This is a genomic window from Minwuia sp. IMCC3009, from assembly GCF_029909415.1.
Classification (GTDB): Bacteria; Pseudomonadota; Alphaproteobacteria; order Minwuiales; family Minwuiaceae; genus Minwuia.
The window spans coordinates 3,256,093-3,271,756 of sequence record NZ_CP123781.1 but is presented as its reverse complement, the minus strand read 5'-3'; the positions used below and the strand labels follow the sequence as shown (position 1 = coordinate 3,271,756).

Annotated in this window: 15 protein-coding genes; 7 read left to right on the top strand and 8 right to left on the bottom strand. The window is 64.9% G+C overall.

The window, feature by feature from the left end; genetic code table 11:
• The first annotated feature begins 75 nt into the window (after nucleotides 1–75).
• Complete coding sequence (locus tag QGV55_RS15250) at nucleotides 76–1,083, top strand: DMT family transporter (RefSeq protein WP_281019795.1); 1,008 nt, start codon at nucleotides 76–78, stop codon at nucleotides 1,081–1,083.
• Between the two features lie 83 nt (nucleotides 1,084–1,166).
• Nucleotides 1,167–1,454 (top strand): hypothetical protein, encoded by a 288-nt coding sequence (locus tag QGV55_RS15245; protein WP_281019796.1) that lies wholly within the window; start codon nucleotides 1,167–1,169, stop codon nucleotides 1,452–1,454.
• Nucleotides 1,455–1,548: 94 nt separating this feature from the next.
• Here the strand turns inward: QGV55_RS15245 and QGV55_RS15240 are convergent, their stop codons facing one another.
• Together QGV55_RS15240 and QGV55_RS15235 are read right to left on the bottom strand one after the other, a co-directional pair.
• Nucleotides 1,549–2,472 (bottom strand): OmpA family protein, encoded by a 924-nt coding sequence (locus QGV55_RS15240; RefSeq protein ID WP_281019797.1) that lies wholly within the window; start codon nucleotides 2,470–2,472, stop codon nucleotides 1,549–1,551.
• Between the two features lie 138 nt (nucleotides 2,473–2,610).
• Nucleotides 2,611–3,579: an OmpA family protein gene (locus tag QGV55_RS15235; protein ID WP_281019798.1), complete on the bottom strand. Its 969-nt coding sequence runs from the start codon at nucleotides 3,577–3,579 to the stop codon at nucleotides 2,611–2,613.
• Between the two features lie 236 nt (nucleotides 3,580–3,815).
• Here QGV55_RS15235 and QGV55_RS15230 point away from each other — a divergent pair, with 236 nt between their 5' ends.
• The 4 genes from QGV55_RS15230 to QGV55_RS15215 all read left to right on the top strand — a co-directional run bounded on the left by QGV55_RS15230 (nucleotide 3,816) and on the right by QGV55_RS15215 (nucleotide 7,897).
• Nucleotides 3,816–5,039 carry a serine hydrolase domain-containing protein gene (locus QGV55_RS15230; protein WP_281019799.1) on the top strand — a complete coding sequence of 408 codons (1,224 nt, stop codon included), beginning with the start codon at nucleotides 3,816–3,818 and terminating at the stop codon, nucleotides 5,037–5,039.
• A complete protein-coding gene (locus QGV55_RS15225) occupies nucleotides 5,036–6,658 on the top strand; it encodes an AMP-binding protein (protein ID WP_281019800.1) in 1,623 nt (540 codons plus the stop codon). Before QGV55_RS15230 ends, QGV55_RS15225 begins: the two co-directional genes overlap by 4 nt.
• Before the next feature lie 60 nt (nucleotides 6,659–6,718).
• On the top strand, nucleotides 6,719–7,354 hold the full coding sequence (gene msrA, locus QGV55_RS15220) for a peptide-methionine (S)-S-oxide reductase MsrA (protein WP_281019801.1): 636 nt from the start codon (nucleotides 6,719–6,721) through the stop codon (nucleotides 7,352–7,354).
• Nucleotides 7,355–7,492: 138 nt separating this feature from the next.
• Nucleotides 7,493–7,897 (top strand): hypothetical protein, encoded by a 405-nt coding sequence (locus QGV55_RS15215; RefSeq protein ID WP_281019802.1) that lies wholly within the window; start codon nucleotides 7,493–7,495, stop codon nucleotides 7,895–7,897.
• Between the two features lie 131 nt (nucleotides 7,898–8,028).
• On the opposite strand, the gene gatB is transcribed toward QGV55_RS15215, so the two are convergent.
• Genes gatB through gatC form a run of 3 tightly spaced genes read right to left on the bottom strand, consistent with a single transcriptional unit; the run spans nucleotide 8,029 to nucleotide 11,278 of the window.
• Nucleotides 8,029–9,507: an Asp-tRNA(Asn)/Glu-tRNA(Gln) amidotransferase subunit GatB gene (gene gatB / locus QGV55_RS15210; protein WP_281019803.1), complete on the bottom strand. Its 1,479-nt coding sequence runs from the start codon at nucleotides 9,505–9,507 to the stop codon at nucleotides 8,029–8,031.
• Nucleotides 9,504–10,991 (bottom strand): Asp-tRNA(Asn)/Glu-tRNA(Gln) amidotransferase subunit GatA, encoded by a 1,488-nt coding sequence (gene gatA, locus QGV55_RS15205; RefSeq protein WP_281019804.1) that lies wholly within the window; start codon nucleotides 10,989–10,991, stop codon nucleotides 9,504–9,506. Before gatA ends, gatB begins: the two co-directional genes overlap by 4 nt.
• The gene (gatC, locus tag QGV55_RS15200; protein ID WP_281019805.1) at nucleotides 10,991–11,278 is read right to left on the bottom strand and encodes an Asp-tRNA(Asn)/Glu-tRNA(Gln) amidotransferase subunit GatC; all 288 of its coding nucleotides are present in this window, start codon (nucleotides 11,276–11,278) and stop codon (nucleotides 10,991–10,993) included. The genes gatA and gatC overlap by 1 nt, the downstream gene beginning before the upstream one ends.
• A gap of 202 nt (nucleotides 11,279–11,480) precedes the next feature.
• Between gatC and QGV55_RS15195 the strand changes: the two genes are divergently transcribed.
• A complete protein-coding gene (locus QGV55_RS15195) occupies nucleotides 11,481–13,397 on the top strand; it encodes a nucleoside-diphosphate sugar epimerase/dehydratase (protein WP_281019806.1) in 1,917 nt (638 codons plus the stop codon).
• Between the two features lie 58 nt (nucleotides 13,398–13,455).
• Here QGV55_RS15195 and QGV55_RS15190 read toward each other — a convergent pair whose 3' ends face one another.
• The 3 genes from QGV55_RS15190 to QGV55_RS15180 form a co-directional block, all read right to left on the bottom strand.
• The gene (locus QGV55_RS15190; RefSeq protein WP_281019807.1) at nucleotides 13,456–14,118 is read right to left on the bottom strand and encodes an MIP/aquaporin family protein; all 663 of its coding nucleotides are present in this window, start codon (nucleotides 14,116–14,118) and stop codon (nucleotides 13,456–13,458) included.
• A 15-nt stretch (nucleotides 14,119–14,133) separates the two neighbouring features.
• The gene (locus QGV55_RS15185) at nucleotides 14,134–14,646 is read right to left on the bottom strand and encodes an arsenate reductase ArsC (protein WP_281019808.1); all 513 of its coding nucleotides are present in this window, start codon (nucleotides 14,644–14,646) and stop codon (nucleotides 14,134–14,136) included.
• Nucleotides 14,647–14,791: 145 nt separating this feature from the next.
• Complete coding sequence (locus QGV55_RS15180) at nucleotides 14,792–15,514, bottom strand: transglycosylase SLT domain-containing protein (RefSeq protein ID WP_281019809.1); 723 nt, start codon at nucleotides 15,512–15,514, stop codon at nucleotides 14,792–14,794.
• Nucleotides 15,515–15,664: the final 150 nt, after the last annotated feature.

The following is a 15,664-nucleotide window of genomic DNA, read 5'->3' as shown; positions in this document are numbered from 1 at the left end:
AGCGTGGCTTGCAGCATGGCCGGGTTGTTGAGGATCATCATGGAATATCCACGAATGCAGTCGTAGTGTCCGCACATGACAAATGTGGCAGAAAGCGAGATCGCGCCCGGCGGGCCGGAACCTTCCGGTGGTCCGTCGGGAAAGGTCATCAGTGACGGTGCGCTGATCGGCATGGCCTGGCTGGCGGCATCCGGCGTCATCTTCGCGATCTTCACGGGTATCATTCGTTATGTCTCCAGTGACCTGCACCCGGCGGAGACGGCGTTCATCCGCTATTTCTTCGGGTTCCTGTTCATCCTGCCGATCTTCCTCGGCGCGCGGCGCAGCGAGTTGCGGACCAAGCGTCCGGTCATGCACCTGTTCCGTGGGTTGGTGCACGGCTGCGGGGTCATGCTGTGGTTCTACGCCATCTCCAAGATCTCGCTGGCGGAGGTCACGGCGCTGGGCTTCACCTCGCCTGTCTGGGCCACGCTCGGGGCGATCCTGATCCTGGGCGAGGTGGTGAAGCTGCGCCGCATCGTGGCCGTGGTGCTGGGTTTCACCGGCGCGCTGGTGGTGCTGTTCGGCCTGCCGGGGTCAATGGCGGAGCTGCAATCGAACTTCAGTGCGCTAGGATACGGGCAGGCGGCGATGCTGCTGGCGGCGCCACTGTTCGCGGCGTCGAAGATCATCACCAAACGCCTGACGGATACGGAAACAACGACGGCCATTGTTGCCTGGCTTTCAATGCTGGTGACCATCGTGCTCGCCATCCCGGCGGCGATGGTCTGGCGGACACCGACACTGGAGGAGGTGCTCTCCCTGGCGGCAGTGGCCGGGCTGGCCACCCTGGCCCACATCTGCATGACCAAGGCGTGGCGCGCGGCGGACCTGTCGGTGACCCAGCCGGTGGAGTTCCTGCAACTCGTCTGGGCCTCCCTGATCGGTATCTACATGTTCGGCGAGGATCCGGCACTCGGCACCTGGATCGGCGGTGCGATCATTGTCGGCTCGGCGACCTATATCGCCCATCGCGAAGCGCAGACCCGCAGGCAGATGCGTCGGGCCGCGGCGGCTGATTCCGCCGCCCGGCACCCGAATTGATTGCCTGGGATCCTGAATTTCCGCTATTCCTCAATGGTCTTTCAGTCGGGGCATGGCTCCCGGGAACCAAGGGGAAACAGCATATGGCTGACCAGAATCAGGTCTTCGTCGACGGCGTCTTCAATGTCGGGATCCAGGACGGTGCCGTTCGCATCGACTTCTTCACCCATTCTCCGACCCAGCGGGACGCGGAGGGCAAGCCGGCACGTCAGTTCTCCCAGCGCCTGGTCAGCAGCCCGCAGGGTTTCCTGCAGATCTACTCCTCGCTGGACCGTCTGGTGACCCAGCTGGAGGAGCGGGGACTGGTACAGCGGCGCGAAGGCGGTACGCCCGAGACCACGTCCGACGCCCTGCCCAATACGGAAGACTGACGAACCCGGTTCCGGCCCCGCCGGAAAAGCGAAGGCCCGCCCCGTGAATGCACGGAGCGGGCCTGTTCGTCGGGATTTACGTGGCGGTCGCGGATCAGCGATCGTCGATCATGATCTCGACCCGACGGTTCTGCGGTTCGGCAACACCATCGGGGGTCGCGATGGCCGGATCGCTCTCGCCAGCCGGAATCTCGTCGATGCGGGCAAGGTTGAGACCGCGAAGGCGCAGTGCCTCGGCAACATTGGCGGCGCGCTTCTCCGCCAGTATTCGGTTGTAGGTGGCGTCACCTGCCCGGTCCGTGTGGCCCGTTACCCGGATATCGGCCTGGGGATAGGCCGCCGCCTGGCGCGCGATCTCGTCCAGCTTCGCATGTGCGTCATTGTCCAGCTCGGCGCTGTCGAAACCGAACAGCAGGCGATGGCTGACGGGCAGCACGGGAACAGCCTTGGCAACCGGTGCCGCGGCATCGGAGGCGGTCGCGACGCGGCGGTCACCGGAACTGGCGACAGGCGCAACGCCGGTCTCAGGGCCGGACATGCGTGCCAGGGTCTCTGTCACGCGTGCCTTGCAGATCTCGGCACGGCGCAGGTTCGTGCCCTCTTCCACGTCATTCATCCAGCAGTCGAAGTTGACCTGCGCATCGGCCAGTTCGCTCGCGGCACTGCCAGGCACACCGGCCCGATAGGCCTTCAGCAGACGGGTGTAGACCCGCTGCGCAAAGGCCATGTCTTCCGGCTTCAGGTCGCGGCCTGCGGGATCATCAGGCAGCACCAGGTAGCCGTCGCGGGCATCGACCGCCTTGTTCCAGTAGGCCCATTCGTCGGTCGAGTCGTTCTCACGGGCTTCCATATCGGACAGCGCCTCATAGCGAAGCTGCAGCGCCGCGTCATAGTTGGCATAGGGTGACTTGATCGGTGCACCGCCATAGCCCGCTGCACTTGCCCCACCAGTCACTGCCAGCACACAGGCCGTCGCGACACCACTCATCAGAAGCGTACGGATCCGGGTCGTGGTCATGATCGATCTCCTTGCGGTTGCTCTGTCGGGCCGCATGCTCCTGCGCCCGTCCTCCCAAGCTGGGGCATCCCGAATGACCCGTCAGTGATGTCACTGTGACCGAGTCGTGTCGGGTGAGGACGGGCGTGTGACCGCTGTTCAGTATCCGAGGCCGATCTCGATCTCGACGCGCCGGTTGCGGGGTTCCGCGACATTGTCAGCCGTCGGGTAGGCCTGTGCGGTTTCGCCGATCGCCACCTCATCGACGCGAAGGACGTCGATCCCCCGCTCACGCAGCGCAAGCGAGACGGCAGCCGTCCGGCGCAGGGAGAGTTTCCGGTTGTACTCGTCGTCGCCGGTCCGGTCCGTGAATCCGGCAACCCGGATGTCCGCAGACGGGAAGGCTGCAGCGTCGCGGGCCGCGGAGTCCAGGACTTCCAGCGCTTCCGGCGTCAGCTCGGCGCTGTTCAGCCGGAAGAAGAGCAGGTGACGTAAAGGCAGGGCAGCGGCAGCCACACGCTGCGGCTGTCGCGCCGGTGTGTCGGTGGTCGTCGTCGCGTTGATCGCCGCGACCTGCTTGACCGGCTTCGGGACCGGTTTCGGTGCCGGTGCCGGCCAGATCTGCGGATCGATCTTGGCCATCGAATCCTCGAAACGCTGGCGGCAGGCGTCGGCGCGTGCCGGGTTCCTGCCTTCCTCGGTATCGTTCAGCCAGCAATCGAAGTTGGCCTGGGCATCGGCCAGCGTCGTGGTGCGGGTGAGCGGCATGCCCGAGCTGTAGGCCCGCAGCAGCCGACGGTAGGCCGTGCGCGCATAGTCCCGGTCGCCCTCTGCCAGTTCGCGGCGGGCCGGATCCTCCGGCAGCACCAGATAGCCGCCGTCGGCATCACGGGACTTGTACCAGAAGTGCCATTCGTCGCTGCTGTCACCGTCGGCGGATTCCATATCAGACAACGCGGCATAACGGGTTGTCAGCGCGGAGTCATAACTCGCATAGGGCGACGGTATCGGTGCCCCGCCCCAGGATGCGGCAAGGCCCGGGCCCGTAGCCACGAAGACGGCCGCGAACAGGGCGGCAGCCATGGTCGGCAGCCTGCCCGATGAAACAGTCATTCGATTGTCTTGCATCTCTTGATCCCCCGATCTGGCCCACCGCCCGGGAAACGCCCGTGCGGCATGGCAAACCTGGACAGGATGAACCTCCGGCGATGGTCGTGGCGTGGTACACCTGTGACACGTCTGTGGCATTGGTGATCTGCCAGACGCAGGAGCCGCAGTGATTCCTGCAGTGATCTCAGCGTGATTTCATCTGGCACCGGAGCGCTGTAGACTGTTCGCTCATGCGTTTCGGGGGAGGGAACCGGATGTCGGATACGGCTGTTCATGGGCAGGTGGCGGACCAGTTCGCGCCTGTCAGGGAAGCGTTCGCGCGCAATTTCTCCGAGTTCGGAGAGGTCGGCGCCAGCCTGCGCGTGGCCCTGCACGGAGAGATCGTGGCGGACCTGTGGGGCGGGATCGCCAATCAGAAGACGCAGGCACCCTGGCAGGAAGACACGGTATCCGTGGTCTTTTCCTGCACCAAGGGGGCCACGGCGATCTGCGCCCACACGCTGATCAGCCAGGGGGCCTTCGACCTGGCCACGCCCGTGGGCGATATCTGGCCGGAGTTCGCGGCGGGCAACAAGCAGGATGCCACCGTGCGCATGATGCTGGACCATTCGGTCGGGGTGCCGGTGCTGCGGGAGAAGCTGAAGACCGACGGCATCTATGACTGGGACTACATGTGCGAGCGCCTGGCGGCGGAGGAACCGTTCTGGCGACCGGGTGACCGCAACGGCTATCACGGGCTGACCTTCGGCTGGACGGTCGGCGAACTGGTGCGTCGGGCGTCGGGCAAGTCGCTGGGCGAGTATTTCCGGGACGTGATCGCCGAACCCCTTGGCCTCGACTTCTGGATCGGCCTGCCGGAGGAGATCGAACCGCGCGTGGCGCCGATGATCTTCCGCAGGCACGAACCGGGCGATGCCCAGCCGCCGTTCCTGGAGGTCGGGCTGAACCAGCCCGGTTCCATCCCGCACCTGTTCCTGTTCAATTCCGGCGGGTTCCTGTCGAAGGGCTGCAACAGCCGCGAGGGACATGTGGCGGAGCTCGGCGGCGCGGGAGGCATCACCAATGGCCGGGGGCTGGAGGGTATGTATCGACCCTTCGCCAATGGCGGCTCATGGGACGGCGTGGATCTGGTGGATGCGGCAACGCTGGCGGACATGGAGGCCATTTCCATGGCCACCGGTCGTGATGCCACCCTGCAGATCCCGACCCGCTTTGCACCGGGCTTCATGAAGTCCATGGACAATCGCGCGCTGGGGATCGAAGGCGCGATCATCGGGCGGCGCGCCTTCGGCCATGTCGGCGCGGGTGGCTCCCTCGGGTTCGCCGATCCCGAGACCGGCATCAGTTTCGGCTACACCATGAACCGGATGGGAGAGGGGCTGTTGCTCAACGAGCGCGGTCAGGGGCTGGTGGACGCGGTCTATCAGGCACTGGGCGGCATGGAACAGGCCGGTGGCGCCTGGCGGCCCGCGGCATGACGGGTGGAGACGGGGCGGCCCGTTTCCCGCTGCTGCAAGCCCGGTCGCGTCGCTATGACGTCACCCCGGATGATTTCGTGGCCGAGATGCGGGATCGCTATGGCATCAACGGTGACCTGACCTTCACCGACCTGGTCGCGCGCGCGGCGGCACATGCCCCGGACCGGACCGCGATGGAGTTCCAGGGGCGGAAGACCAGCTATGGCGCGATGATGCGCCGGATCCAGGCCACACGCGCGCTGCTGACCGACCAATACGGCGTGCGGCCCGGTGATCGGGTGGAACTGCTGGTCGACAATTCGGATCACTATGCGGTCTGGTACCTGGCGATCCTTGGCGCGGGGGCGGTCGCGGTGCCGATCAACCCGAAACTGGTACCGCGCGAACTGGCCTTCATGGTGCAGGACTCGGCACCGGTGCTGTTCGTTCAGGAAAGCCGCTTCGACGATCTGATCGATGCGGCGCTGGTGCTGGCGGAGCGGTCTCCGCCGCGCTTCGTGGTGGACCGTGACCCGCCGCCGCCCGATGCCGGTGACTGGCAGCCGAGCAGTGGCATCGATGTGCATGACCATGCCGCGATTTATTACACCTCCGGCACCACGGGCACCCCCAAGGGCGTCATTCATACCCATCACAGCCTGATCGCCGGTGCGCTGATGATGCCGGAGGCCTGGGAGTATCCGGGCACCGACATGCGGTTCCTCGCCTGCACACCCATGTTTCATATCGCCAGCCACGTCTTCTTTCTGGTGACCCTGACCCTGGGTGCGACCCTGGTCATCGACAGCTATCAGACAGAACAGACGATGCGGGTGATCGCCGAAGAGCGGATCGACGCCTTCTTCGCCGTGCCGAGCCAGTTACTGATGATGGAACAGCACCCGCTGAAGCAGGAACTGGACTTCAGTCATGTGCGGATGATCGGATTCGGTGCAGCGCCGATGGCCATGGACCGGCTGCAGGCGGTGCAGGACATGTATCCGAATGCCGGGCTGGTCCACTGCATGGGCCAGACGGAGAGTACGGGGATGCTGGTGGCGCTCTCCTCGGCGGAAGCCTTCAGGAAGATCGGGTCCGTCGGTGTCGCGATCCCGGGCAGCGAACTGCGTGTGGTCGATGAACTGGACCGCGAGGTGCCGCATGGTACGGTGGGTGAACTGGTCAGCCGGGGGCCGCAGAACATGGTCGGCTACCTCAACCGACCGGAAGCGACGGAGGAGACCCTGCGCGGTGGCTGGCTGCATACCGGCGACCTGGGCTATCGCGACCCGGACGGTTACCTGTTCCTGGTGGACAGGGCCAAGGACATGATCATCCGCGGCGGGGAGAACATATACTCCACCGAGGTCGAGGACGTTCTCTACATGCTGCCGGAGGTGTCACTCTGTGCCGTCATCGGTGTGCCCGACAGGCTGTTCGGGGAGGAAGTGGGCGCCTTCATCCTGTGCAGGCCGGGCGCGTCCCTGACCGTGGAAGCGGTGCAGGAACATTGCCGCGCCAACATGGCCGGCTACAAGACCCCGCGCCTTGTCCGCTTCGTGACCGAGTTCGCCATGACAGCCACGGGCAAGATCCAGAAGGGTGAACTCAGGAAGCTGCTGGACGACGGAACGGTTTGACAATCAACCCGGCGGGGACCACCTGCAGGGGACACGGAAACGCCAACGGAGGAACGGATCATGGCTCTATTCGGCAGCAAGCGCGACGACGGTGCCTTTGGTGTGGTGTCGAAGGACTTTCCGGATCCCGCGATCGATGTCGCACCGACTGAGGAGGAGCAGATCGCGATCCTCGCCGGTGGCTGCTTCTGGTGCGTGGAGGCGGTCTATCTGGAACTGAAGGGCGTGCATTCGGTGGTCTCCGGCTATGCGGGCGGCACGGCGGAAACCGCCGACTACCGCAGCGTCTGCACCGGCCGCACCGACCATGCGGAAGTGATCGAGGTGCGCTACGACCCGAACCTGATCAGCTATGGCGAACTGCTGAAGATCTTCTTCGCCGTGGCCCACGACCCGACCCAGAAGGACCGGCAGGGCAACGACATCGGCCGTCAGTACCGCTCCGCCATCTTCTGGCTGGACGAGGAGCAGAAGCGCGTGGCGGAGGCCTATATCGCCCAGATCAACGAAGCCGGTGTCTTCGACAAGCCCATCGCCACGGTGCTGGAGCCGCTGGACACCTTCTTCGACGGGGAGGACTACCACCAGAACTACGCAGCCCGGAATCCGACCCAGCCCTATATCGCCTATCTGGCAGCACCCAAGGTGCAGAAGCTCTACCAGCTCTATCGCGACAAGACGAAGGCAGCGGGGTAGCCGTATCGCACACGAGGTGCCCGACACGTAGCTGGTTCGGAAAGAATGCGCGCGTCAGGTGATGTTTTTTGCTCTCTGCCTGACTTTCTCCTGTATTCCGGTGCCTGATATTCAACATTACGGGTACTGGAATCAAAAATGCGCGCATCCTTTGCGGTCTCGACGGTCGTTGCTTCGTCACTCCTGCTGGCAGCCTGTGGTGGTTCGTCGCCGAATCCGGTTGTTCAGTACCAGCCGGGTGACGAGGGGCGGACCTGCGAGGGACTGCGCCACGAGATCGCCGCGAACGAGGCCGAGATCATCCGTCGGCTGCCTGGTGAGGATGCAACCGGCAAGAACGTCGCTCTCGGTATTGCGGGCGCCTTCCTCCTGGTGCCGCTCTTCTTCATGGACTTCAAGGACGCGGAGCGGATCGAGATCGACTCCTATCGCCGCCGCAATCTCTGGCTGCGCGAAGTCGCGGCCAGGAAGGACTGCAGCCTTCCCGAGCCGAAGGTGAAGTTCGAGGAGAAGGCCGCCGCCACCCCGACCACCAGCGAATGAGGTGACAGCGGTCGCGCAACGGACCGCGATCTGCCTGTTCACGCTACTCGCAGACCTGATCTGCGAGCCCGGCGTGCGGCACCGCTGGGTACCCGGGGCAAGCCCGGGCACGGCATCGACAGAGGTACGGGTCAGTCGCCCAGGATCTTCTCGCGCAGGATCTTGTTGACGGCCTGCGGGTTGGCCTTGCCGCCTGACAGCTTCATGACCTGACCGGTGAACCAGCCGAGCAGCTTCTCCTTGCCGCCCTGCACGTCCGCCACCTTGTCCGGGTTCTCCGCGATCACCTGATCGACGACCGCCGTGATCGCGCCTTCGTCGGTGACCTGCTTCAGCCCCTTTTCCTCGATGATCGCGTCCGGGTCCTGATGGGTTTCGCACATCACCTCGAACACTTCCTTGGCGATGCGGCCGGAAATGGTCTTGTCGACGATGCGGTCGATCAACTGGCCGAGCTGCGTTGCCTTGATGGGGCTTTCGGCGATGTTGATGCCGGTACGGTTCAGATATCCGAACAGGTCCGTCGTCACCCAGTTGGCCGACAGCTTCGGGTCACGCCCGCTGGCCACGGCTTCGTAGTAGTCGGCGGATTCCCGGTCCGAGACCAGCGTCCGGGCGTCATATTCGGACAGGCCGAAGTCGGCCATGAAGCGGGCCTTCTTTGCGTCCGGCAGTTCCGGCAGGCTGGCGCGGATCGCGTCCACCCATTCCTGTTCCATTTCCAGCGGCAGCAGGTCGGGATCGGGGAAGTAGCGATAGTCGTGCGCTTCCTCCTTCGACCGCATGGAGCGGGTGACACCCTTGTTCGGGTCGTAGAGCCGGGTTTCCTGGTCGATGGTGCCACCATCCTCCAGGATCTCGATCTGGCGGCGGGCCTCATGTTCGATGGCCTGGCGGATGAAACGCATGGAATTGACGTTCTTGATCTCGCAGCGCGTGCCCAGCGGGCCGCCCGGACGGCGCACGGAGACATTGACGTCCGCGCGCAGGGACCCTTCCGCCATGACGCCATCGCAGGAACCGACATAGCGCACGATGCGCTGCACCTTCTCCACATAGGCGGAGGCTTCCTCCGCCGAGCGCATGTCGGGGTCGGAGACGATCTCCATCAGCGCCACGCCGCAGCGGTTCAGGTCGACATAGGTCTGCGAAGGATGCTGGTCGTGCAGGCTCTTGCCCGCATCCTGCTCCAGATGCAGCCGCTCCACGCCGATTTCCTTGGTGGTGCCGTCCGACAGCTCGATCGTGACGGAACCACGCCCGACGATGGGCTGCTTGAACTGGCTGATCTGATAGCCCTGCGGCAGGTCGGGATAGAAATAGTTCTTCCGGTCGAACACGGAATAGAGATTGATCTCCGCATTCAGGCCCATGCCGGTGCGCACGGCCTGCTCGACGCAGCGTTCGTTGATGGTCGGCAGCATGCCGGGCAGGCCCGCGTCGACGAAGCTGACCTGGCTGTTGGGATCGGCACCGAACTCGGTCGAGGCGCCGGAGAACAGCTTGGCGTTCGAGGATACCTGGGCATGGATCTCCAGACCCATGACGATTTCCCAGTCACCGGTCTCGCCCGCAATCAGGTTGTCGGGATTGGTCGGGATGTCTCTCATGCCAGCCACCACTTGTTGGGCCGTGCGGAGAAGGCGGCGGCACTTTCCAGCACACCCCCCACACGGAACATGGTCATCTCGTCGAATGCCGGGGCCAGCACCTGCAGCCCCAGCGGCATGCCGTTGTCCGACAGGCCCGCCGGTACCGACATGCCCGGCAGCCCGGCCATGGAGGCAGGGACCGTGAACACGTCGTTCAGGTACATGGCGATCGGGTCACCTGATTTCTCCCCTGCCGCGAAGGCGGCGGAGGGTGCGGTTGGGGTCAGGATCGCATCCACCTGCCCGAAGGCCTGCTCGAAATCCTGTCCGATCAGGGTCCGGACCTTCTGCGCCTTCAGGTAATAGGCGTCGTAGTATCCCGCCGACAGCACATAGGTGCCGATCATGATGCGGCGCTGGACCTCCGCCCCGAAGCCCTCCGCCCGCGTCTTCTCGTAGGTCTCCGTCAGGTCCTGGCCATCGACGCGCAGGCCGAACCGCATCCCGTCGTATCGCGCCAGGTTCGAGGAGGCTTCCGCCGGGGCGACGATGTAATAGGCCGGCAGGGCATACTTCGTGTGCGGCAGGCTGATCGGCACGATCTCCGCGCCCGCGTCCCGCAGCCAGGCTTCACCCTGCTGCCACAGTTTCTCGATCTCCGGGGGCATGCCGTCGATGCGGTATTCCGCCGGAACGCCGATCTTCAGGCCGCGGATGTCCCCGGTCAGGGCGCTCTCGAAATCCGGGACGGGCATGTCGACGGAGGTGGAATCCATCGGGTCGAACCCGACCATGGATCCCATCATGATCGCCGCATCCCGCACGGTGCGTGTCATCGGTCCGGCCTGATCCAGCGAAGAGGCAAAGGCCACGACGCCGAAGCGTGAACAGCGGCCATAGGTCGGTTTCGCACCAACGATGCCGGTGAAGGACGCGGGCTGGCGGATGGAACCGCCGGTGTCCGTACCGGTTGCCGCCACCACGATCTCCGCCGCGACCGAACTGGCCGATCCGCCGGACGAGCCACCGGGCACGAAGGTGCGGTTGTCGCCCTCCGGCCGCCAGGGATTGGCGACGGGGCCGTAGTAGCTGGTCTCGTTGGACGAGCCCATGGCGAATTCATCCATGTTCAGCTTGCCCAGCATCACCGCGCCTGCGTTCCACAGGTTCGTGGTCACGGTGGACTCATAGGGCGGCTGAAACCCGTCGAGGATGTGGCTGCTGGCGGTGCTCAGCACGTCCTTCGTGCAGAACAGGTCCTTGATGCCCAGCGGCAGGCCCTCCATGGCGCCGACCGTGCCCGACGCACGCCGCGCGTCGGAGGCCTTCGCCATCTCCATCGCCTTCTCCGGTGTCTCGGTGACGAAGGCATTCAGCGACCGCGCAGCGGCGACGGCGTCGATATAGGCCTCGGTCAGTTCGACACTGGTCGTCTCGCCCTTCGCCAGCGCATCGCGCGCCTGGGCCAGTGTCAGGCCGGTCAGTTCACTGTTCGCTGCCATTACTCGACCACCTTCGGCACAACGAAGAAATTCATGTCGGATGACGGTGCATTCGCCGTCACCTTTTCCGCCTGTCCGCCGCTGGTGACCTCATCGGCCCGCCAGCGCAGTTTCTGCTTCGCGACCGACGTCATGGGCGCGACCGCGGACGTGTCGACTTCGTCCAGTTGCTCGACAAAGCCGATGATCTGGTTCAGCTCCTGGCCCAGGGCCTCCAGCCGATCCTCCGCCACCTCGATCCGCGCCAGTCTGGCGACGCGCCGCACGGTGTCCTTGTCTAGCGACATGGCATTCTCTTCCCGGTCATGAAATCAGGCCTGCGCCGGAACAGTGCCGACGCGCGGTGTACCTATCATCGGGACAGAAAGGCGGCAAGCGATGCGGCGTTTGGCCTCCGTCGACGCGCTGCACCATGTGGCTGATGTTTCACCAATCACATTTCGCGTGATAAGAAGCGTGAATCGCCCCTTTTCCGGGATATCCGCGCTGATGCGTCTGCGTTTCAAACCCTACATGAGTCTGGCCTGGGATGTGGCCGCCGCGCCGATGGCCTTCATCGGGGCGATGATCCTGCGCTACGGTCTGGGCGGGTACGAGATCACGTCGCACATGTGGCTGGAGGCGACGCTGGTCCTCGTGCCCCTGTCGCTGGTTGTCTTCGCCCTGTTCGGGCTGCACCGCGGGGTCTGGCGCTATGTCTCGATGCGGGATCTGGTGAGGATCCTGCAGGCGACCGCCATCGTGGTGCTCTTCTCCTATCTCGCGCTGTTCGCCTACAACCGGCTCGACACGCTGCCGCGCACGGTGCCGTTCATCAACTATATCCTGCTGGTGGCGCTGCTTGTCGGACCGCGGCTGCTGCTGCGCCTGCGGGTGGAGGGGGGACTCGGCTCCCTCGGCCTGGCGCGCAAGGCGCGTGGGGAGGCCGTCCCCGTGCTGCTGATCGGCGCCGGATCAGGGACGGAGCTTTTCCTGCGGGAGGTGGATCGCGGCACGACCAGCTATCGCCCCGTCGCCATCCTGGACGAGTCGGGAAAGCGGGTCGGGCGGGCCATTCGCGGGGTGCCGGTGATGGGCGGGCTGGACGACATGGCCTCCGTCGTCTCCACGCTGGAGGCCAGGCACCGCCGTCCGCAGCGCGCCATCGTCACCAAGCGCGAACTGAACCCGGACCTGCTGCACGATCTGCTGGAACGGACGGAGAAGATCGGTCTGCCGCTCAGCCGGGTGCCGGACATGGGCGCGCTGGAGACCGGGGTCGGCGTCAACCGGATCGAAGTCCGCCAGGTCCAGGTGGAGGATCTGCTGGGCCGACCGCAGAAGCGGCTGGATCGCGCGGCGATGCAGGGGCTGATCACGGGCAAGCGCGTGCTGGTGACCGGCGCGGGGGGCTCGATCGGCAGCGAACTGGTGCGACAGGTTGCGGAACTCGGCCCGTCAGAACTGTCGCTGGTCGATCTGTCGGAGTTCGCGCTCTATACCATCGACATGGAGGTGTCCGAGCGCTGGCCGGAGCTGCGCCGCCACATGACGCTTGCCGATGTGCGCGATTCCGAGCGGATGAACGGCGTCATCGCCGGTTTCAGGCCGGATATCGTGTTTCACGCCGCCGCGCTGAAGCATGTGCCGCTGGTGGAAGCCAATGTCGAGGAAGGTGTGCTGACAAACGTCATCGGCACGCGGAATGTGGCCGATGCCTGTCGCGCGCATGGCGTTGGCGTGGTGGTGCTGATTTCGTCCGACAAGGCGGTGAATCCGGCAAATGTGATGGGCGCGACGAAACGGCTGGCCGAGGCCTATGCGCAGGCTCTGGATATCGAATGCGCCGGCGCCGGCGGTACGCCGCGCTTCGTCACGGTTCGCTTCGGCAATGTCCTGGGGTCCACCGGTTCCGTGGTGCCGCTGTTTCAGCGCCAGCTTGCGGCGGGCGGGCCCCTGACCGTCACCCATCCGGAGATCACCCGCTATTTCATGACCATCCGCGAGGCGGTGGAACTGGTGCTGGCAGCGGCCGCGCACCGGGGCACCGGCAGCACGGAGACGGGGCGGATTCATGTGCTCGACATGGGGGACCCGGTACGCATCCAGGACCTGGCGCGGATGATGATCCGCCTCGCCGGTCTCAGGCCGGACCGGGATGTGGAGATCGCCTTCACCGGCCTGCGTCCCGGCGAGAAGCTCTACGAGGAGCTGTTGCACAACTCCGAGACCGATGATGCGACCGCCGTGGAGGGTGTCTTCCTTGCCTCCCCGCGCGCGGTCGATCTCGCCATCCTGCGTCGTGCCCTGGACGAACTCAGGTCCCATGCCCATGCCCGGCGGACGGATCGCACCCTGACCCTGCTGAAGGAACTGGTGCCGGAGTTCAAGGCAGAGCTGGAGCGCAGCCGGTCGGACGCCTCCTGATCCGGCTCCGGCAGTGTCCGGACCCGTGACGGCACCGCGCGTCACCGTCCGGCTGGTCTCAGTCGTCGTCGAAGAGATACCTGCCCACGGCCCAGGCAATGGCCGCTCCGGCAACCTGTGACAGGATGAACCCCGGAACATCGGCGGCACCGATGCCGGCAAAGCTGTCGGTCAGGCTGCGGGCAATGGTGACGGCGGGATTGGCGAAGCTGGTGGAGGCGGTGAACCAGTACCCGGCGGTGATGTAGAGGCCGACTGCCGGTCCCACCCAGGCCGGCCGATGGCGCACGGTGCCAAGGATCGTCAGCACCAGTCCGAAGGTTGCCACGCCCTCCGCGAACCACTGTCCGATGCCGGTACGGGGGCGGGCAAAGGCGCTGATCATGTCCATCTCGAACATGACGTGCGCTGCCATCACGCCGGCAATGCCGCCCGCCACCTGGAACACGACGTAGACCGCCGCGATGAGCGCCGTGATTTCCCCCCGCAACAGGAACACCAGGGTGACGGCAGGGTTGAAATGCGCACCGGACAGCGGACCGAACATCACGATCAGCACCACGAGAATTGCGCCCGTGGCGATCGTATTGCCAAGCAGGGCAATGGCGTCGTTTCCCTGGGCCAGGGTCTGGCCCATGATTCCGGACCCGACGACGGTCGCCAGCAGGATCGCGGTCCCCAGGGCCTCCGCCACGAGGCGCTTGCCGGTCGTAGCTGTCATGTCAGTCGCTGTCCCTCAGGCGGTCTTCGTCTTGTCCTTGCCGATTTCGGTGAGCCTGGACTGCAGCCGCGTCCGGTCCAGACTGCTCAGCGGCAGGTTGACGAAGATCGAGATCCTGTTGTTCAGCATGCGGTAGGTCTCGGTGAATGCCTGTCGCTTGACGGCCTCCACCCCTTCGACGCCTGCCGGGTCCGGCAGACCCCAATGGGCTGTCATCGGCTGCCCGGGCCAGATCGGACACACCTCCTGCGCCGCGTTGTCACAGACCGTGAAGACGAAATCGAGCTGTGGTGCGTCCGGTGCGCCGAATTCGTCCCAGTTCTTGGACCGGAGCCCGCTCACGTCGTGATTGAGATTGCGCAGCAGTTCCTCTGCGTAGGGATGGACCTTGCCCGCAGGGTTGCTGCCCGCCGAGTAGGCATTGAACCGCCCCATGCCTTCCCGGGCGAGTATCGCTTCCGCGATGATGCTTCGCGCTGAATTGCCCGTGCACAGGAACAGCACGTTGTAGGGTTTCGGATCAGCCATGGCACCCTCCCGCTGGCGGAACATACGGGTGTCTTATGGCGCGGCAGTATTTCAGAACGAAGACAGTGTCATCTTCCTGCAATCAGGGGCAGATATGCCGTGGCGACGGTTGGATCACAGCCTGACCTGGCAGCCTGTGGGACACTCAATAGCCGCGAATGCGCGGCTGGCCGGATTTCACACTGATATAGGGTGACGGGCGCAGGCGCAGGTTGCGCACCTGGCTCGAACTGGTGCGGAACCTGATGCCGGTGGCGGGCTTGCTGGCCAGCCGGATCTGGTTCACGGCGTGCTGACGTTCCCCGGCCCAGGCGGCCATGACCTTGCGGCGGTAGGCATTGGCGCGCTGCGGCTCGCGGTTGTGGTAGAAGGAGATCGCCCGTGACCACGACCGGGTCTCCGCAAAGAGCTGTTTCACGAAGGTCGCGGCATACTCGACGTTCGTCGCCGGGTCGAACGCGCCTTCCAGATCGTCGAAGGCTTCCGGGTGATAGCGCAGGTTCACCTGCATGCAGCCGACATCAATGTTCTTCACGCCCTTCGCCTTCAGCGCCTGCACAGCGGCAACCGCTTCGGACTTCGCGTCGTGCCAGCGGCCCCGACCCTCGGCATGGATCGTCCAGGGCCAGGCAGAAATGTCCGCCCCGGCATGAATTGCCCGGCCTGATTCGACCACGGCGACCGCAGCCAGCAGTCCGCTGGGGATATTGTGGCGACGCTCCGCCGCCAGCGCCGCGTCACGGCAGATGGACGCACGGGTCTCTGTTTCCACGGGTTTCGCCGCAACAGGCACGGCAAGCGCGAGCATGATGAGGCCGCAGAACAGGGCCAGGGGGGCGCGGTCGGGGATGTGGCTGAATATTTTCATGGGTTTCTGAAAAGCAAGCACCAGGCCAGTTCGGGCAGACGGAAACGGGCGCGAATTCCCTGACGGAAATTTTTCCCTTGTTTCTTTTCGCAATTGCGAGATATGCTCGCTCCTGCGGCATGAGAGTCTGCTCTCTGCCGTGGCCCTGAT

What these genes read in the sequence shown, in the direction of transcription:
- QGV55_RS15185 (WP_281019808.1), bottom strand. Translation starts at nt 14,646, where the DNA reads ATGGCTGATCCGAAACCCTACAACGTGCTGTTCCTGTGCACGGGCAAT.
- QGV55_RS15215 (WP_281019802.1), top strand. Translation starts at nt 7,493, where the DNA reads ATGCGCGCATCCTTTGCGGTCTCGACGGTCGTTGCTTCGTCACTCCTG.
- QGV55_RS15245 (WP_281019796.1), top strand. Translation starts at nt 1,167, where the DNA reads ATGGCTGACCAGAATCAGGTCTTCGTCGACGGCGTCTTCAATGTCGGG.
- QGV55_RS15225 (WP_281019800.1), top strand. Translation starts at nt 5,036, where the DNA reads ATGACGGGTGGAGACGGGGCGGCCCGTTTCCCGCTGCTGCAAGCCCGG.
- gatB (WP_281019803.1), bottom strand. Translation starts at nt 9,507, where the DNA reads ATGAGAGACATCCCGACCAATCCCGACAACCTGATTGCGGGCGAGACC.
- gatA (WP_281019804.1), bottom strand. Translation starts at nt 10,991, where the DNA reads ATGGCAGCGAACAGTGAACTGACCGGCCTGACACTGGCCCAGGCGCGC.
- QGV55_RS15230 (WP_281019799.1), top strand. Translation starts at nt 3,816, where the DNA reads ATGTCGGATACGGCTGTTCATGGGCAGGTGGCGGACCAGTTCGCGCCT.
- QGV55_RS15240 (WP_281019797.1), bottom strand. Translation starts at nt 2,472, where the DNA reads ATGACCACGACCCGGATCCGTACGCTTCTGATGAGTGGTGTCGCGACG.
- QGV55_RS15180 (WP_281019809.1), bottom strand. Translation starts at nt 15,514, where the DNA reads ATGAAAATATTCAGCCACATCCCCGACCGCGCCCCCCTGGCCCTGTTC.
- QGV55_RS15190 (WP_281019807.1), bottom strand. Translation starts at nt 14,118, where the DNA reads ATGACAGCTACGACCGGCAAGCGCCTCGTGGCGGAGGCCCTGGGGACC.
- QGV55_RS15195 (WP_281019806.1), top strand. Translation starts at nt 11,481, where the DNA reads ATGCGTCTGCGTTTCAAACCCTACATGAGTCTGGCCTGGGATGTGGCC.
- QGV55_RS15250 (WP_281019795.1), top strand. Translation starts at nt 76, where the DNA reads ATGACAAATGTGGCAGAAAGCGAGATCGCGCCCGGCGGGCCGGAACCT.
- msrA (WP_281019801.1), top strand. Translation starts at nt 6,719, where the DNA reads ATGGCTCTATTCGGCAGCAAGCGCGACGACGGTGCCTTTGGTGTGGTG.
- gatC (WP_281019805.1), bottom strand. Translation starts at nt 11,278, where the DNA reads ATGTCGCTAGACAAGGACACCGTGCGGCGCGTCGCCAGACTGGCGCGG.
- QGV55_RS15235 (WP_281019798.1), bottom strand. Translation starts at nt 3,579, where the DNA reads ATGCAAGACAATCGAATGACTGTTTCATCGGGCAGGCTGCCGACCATG.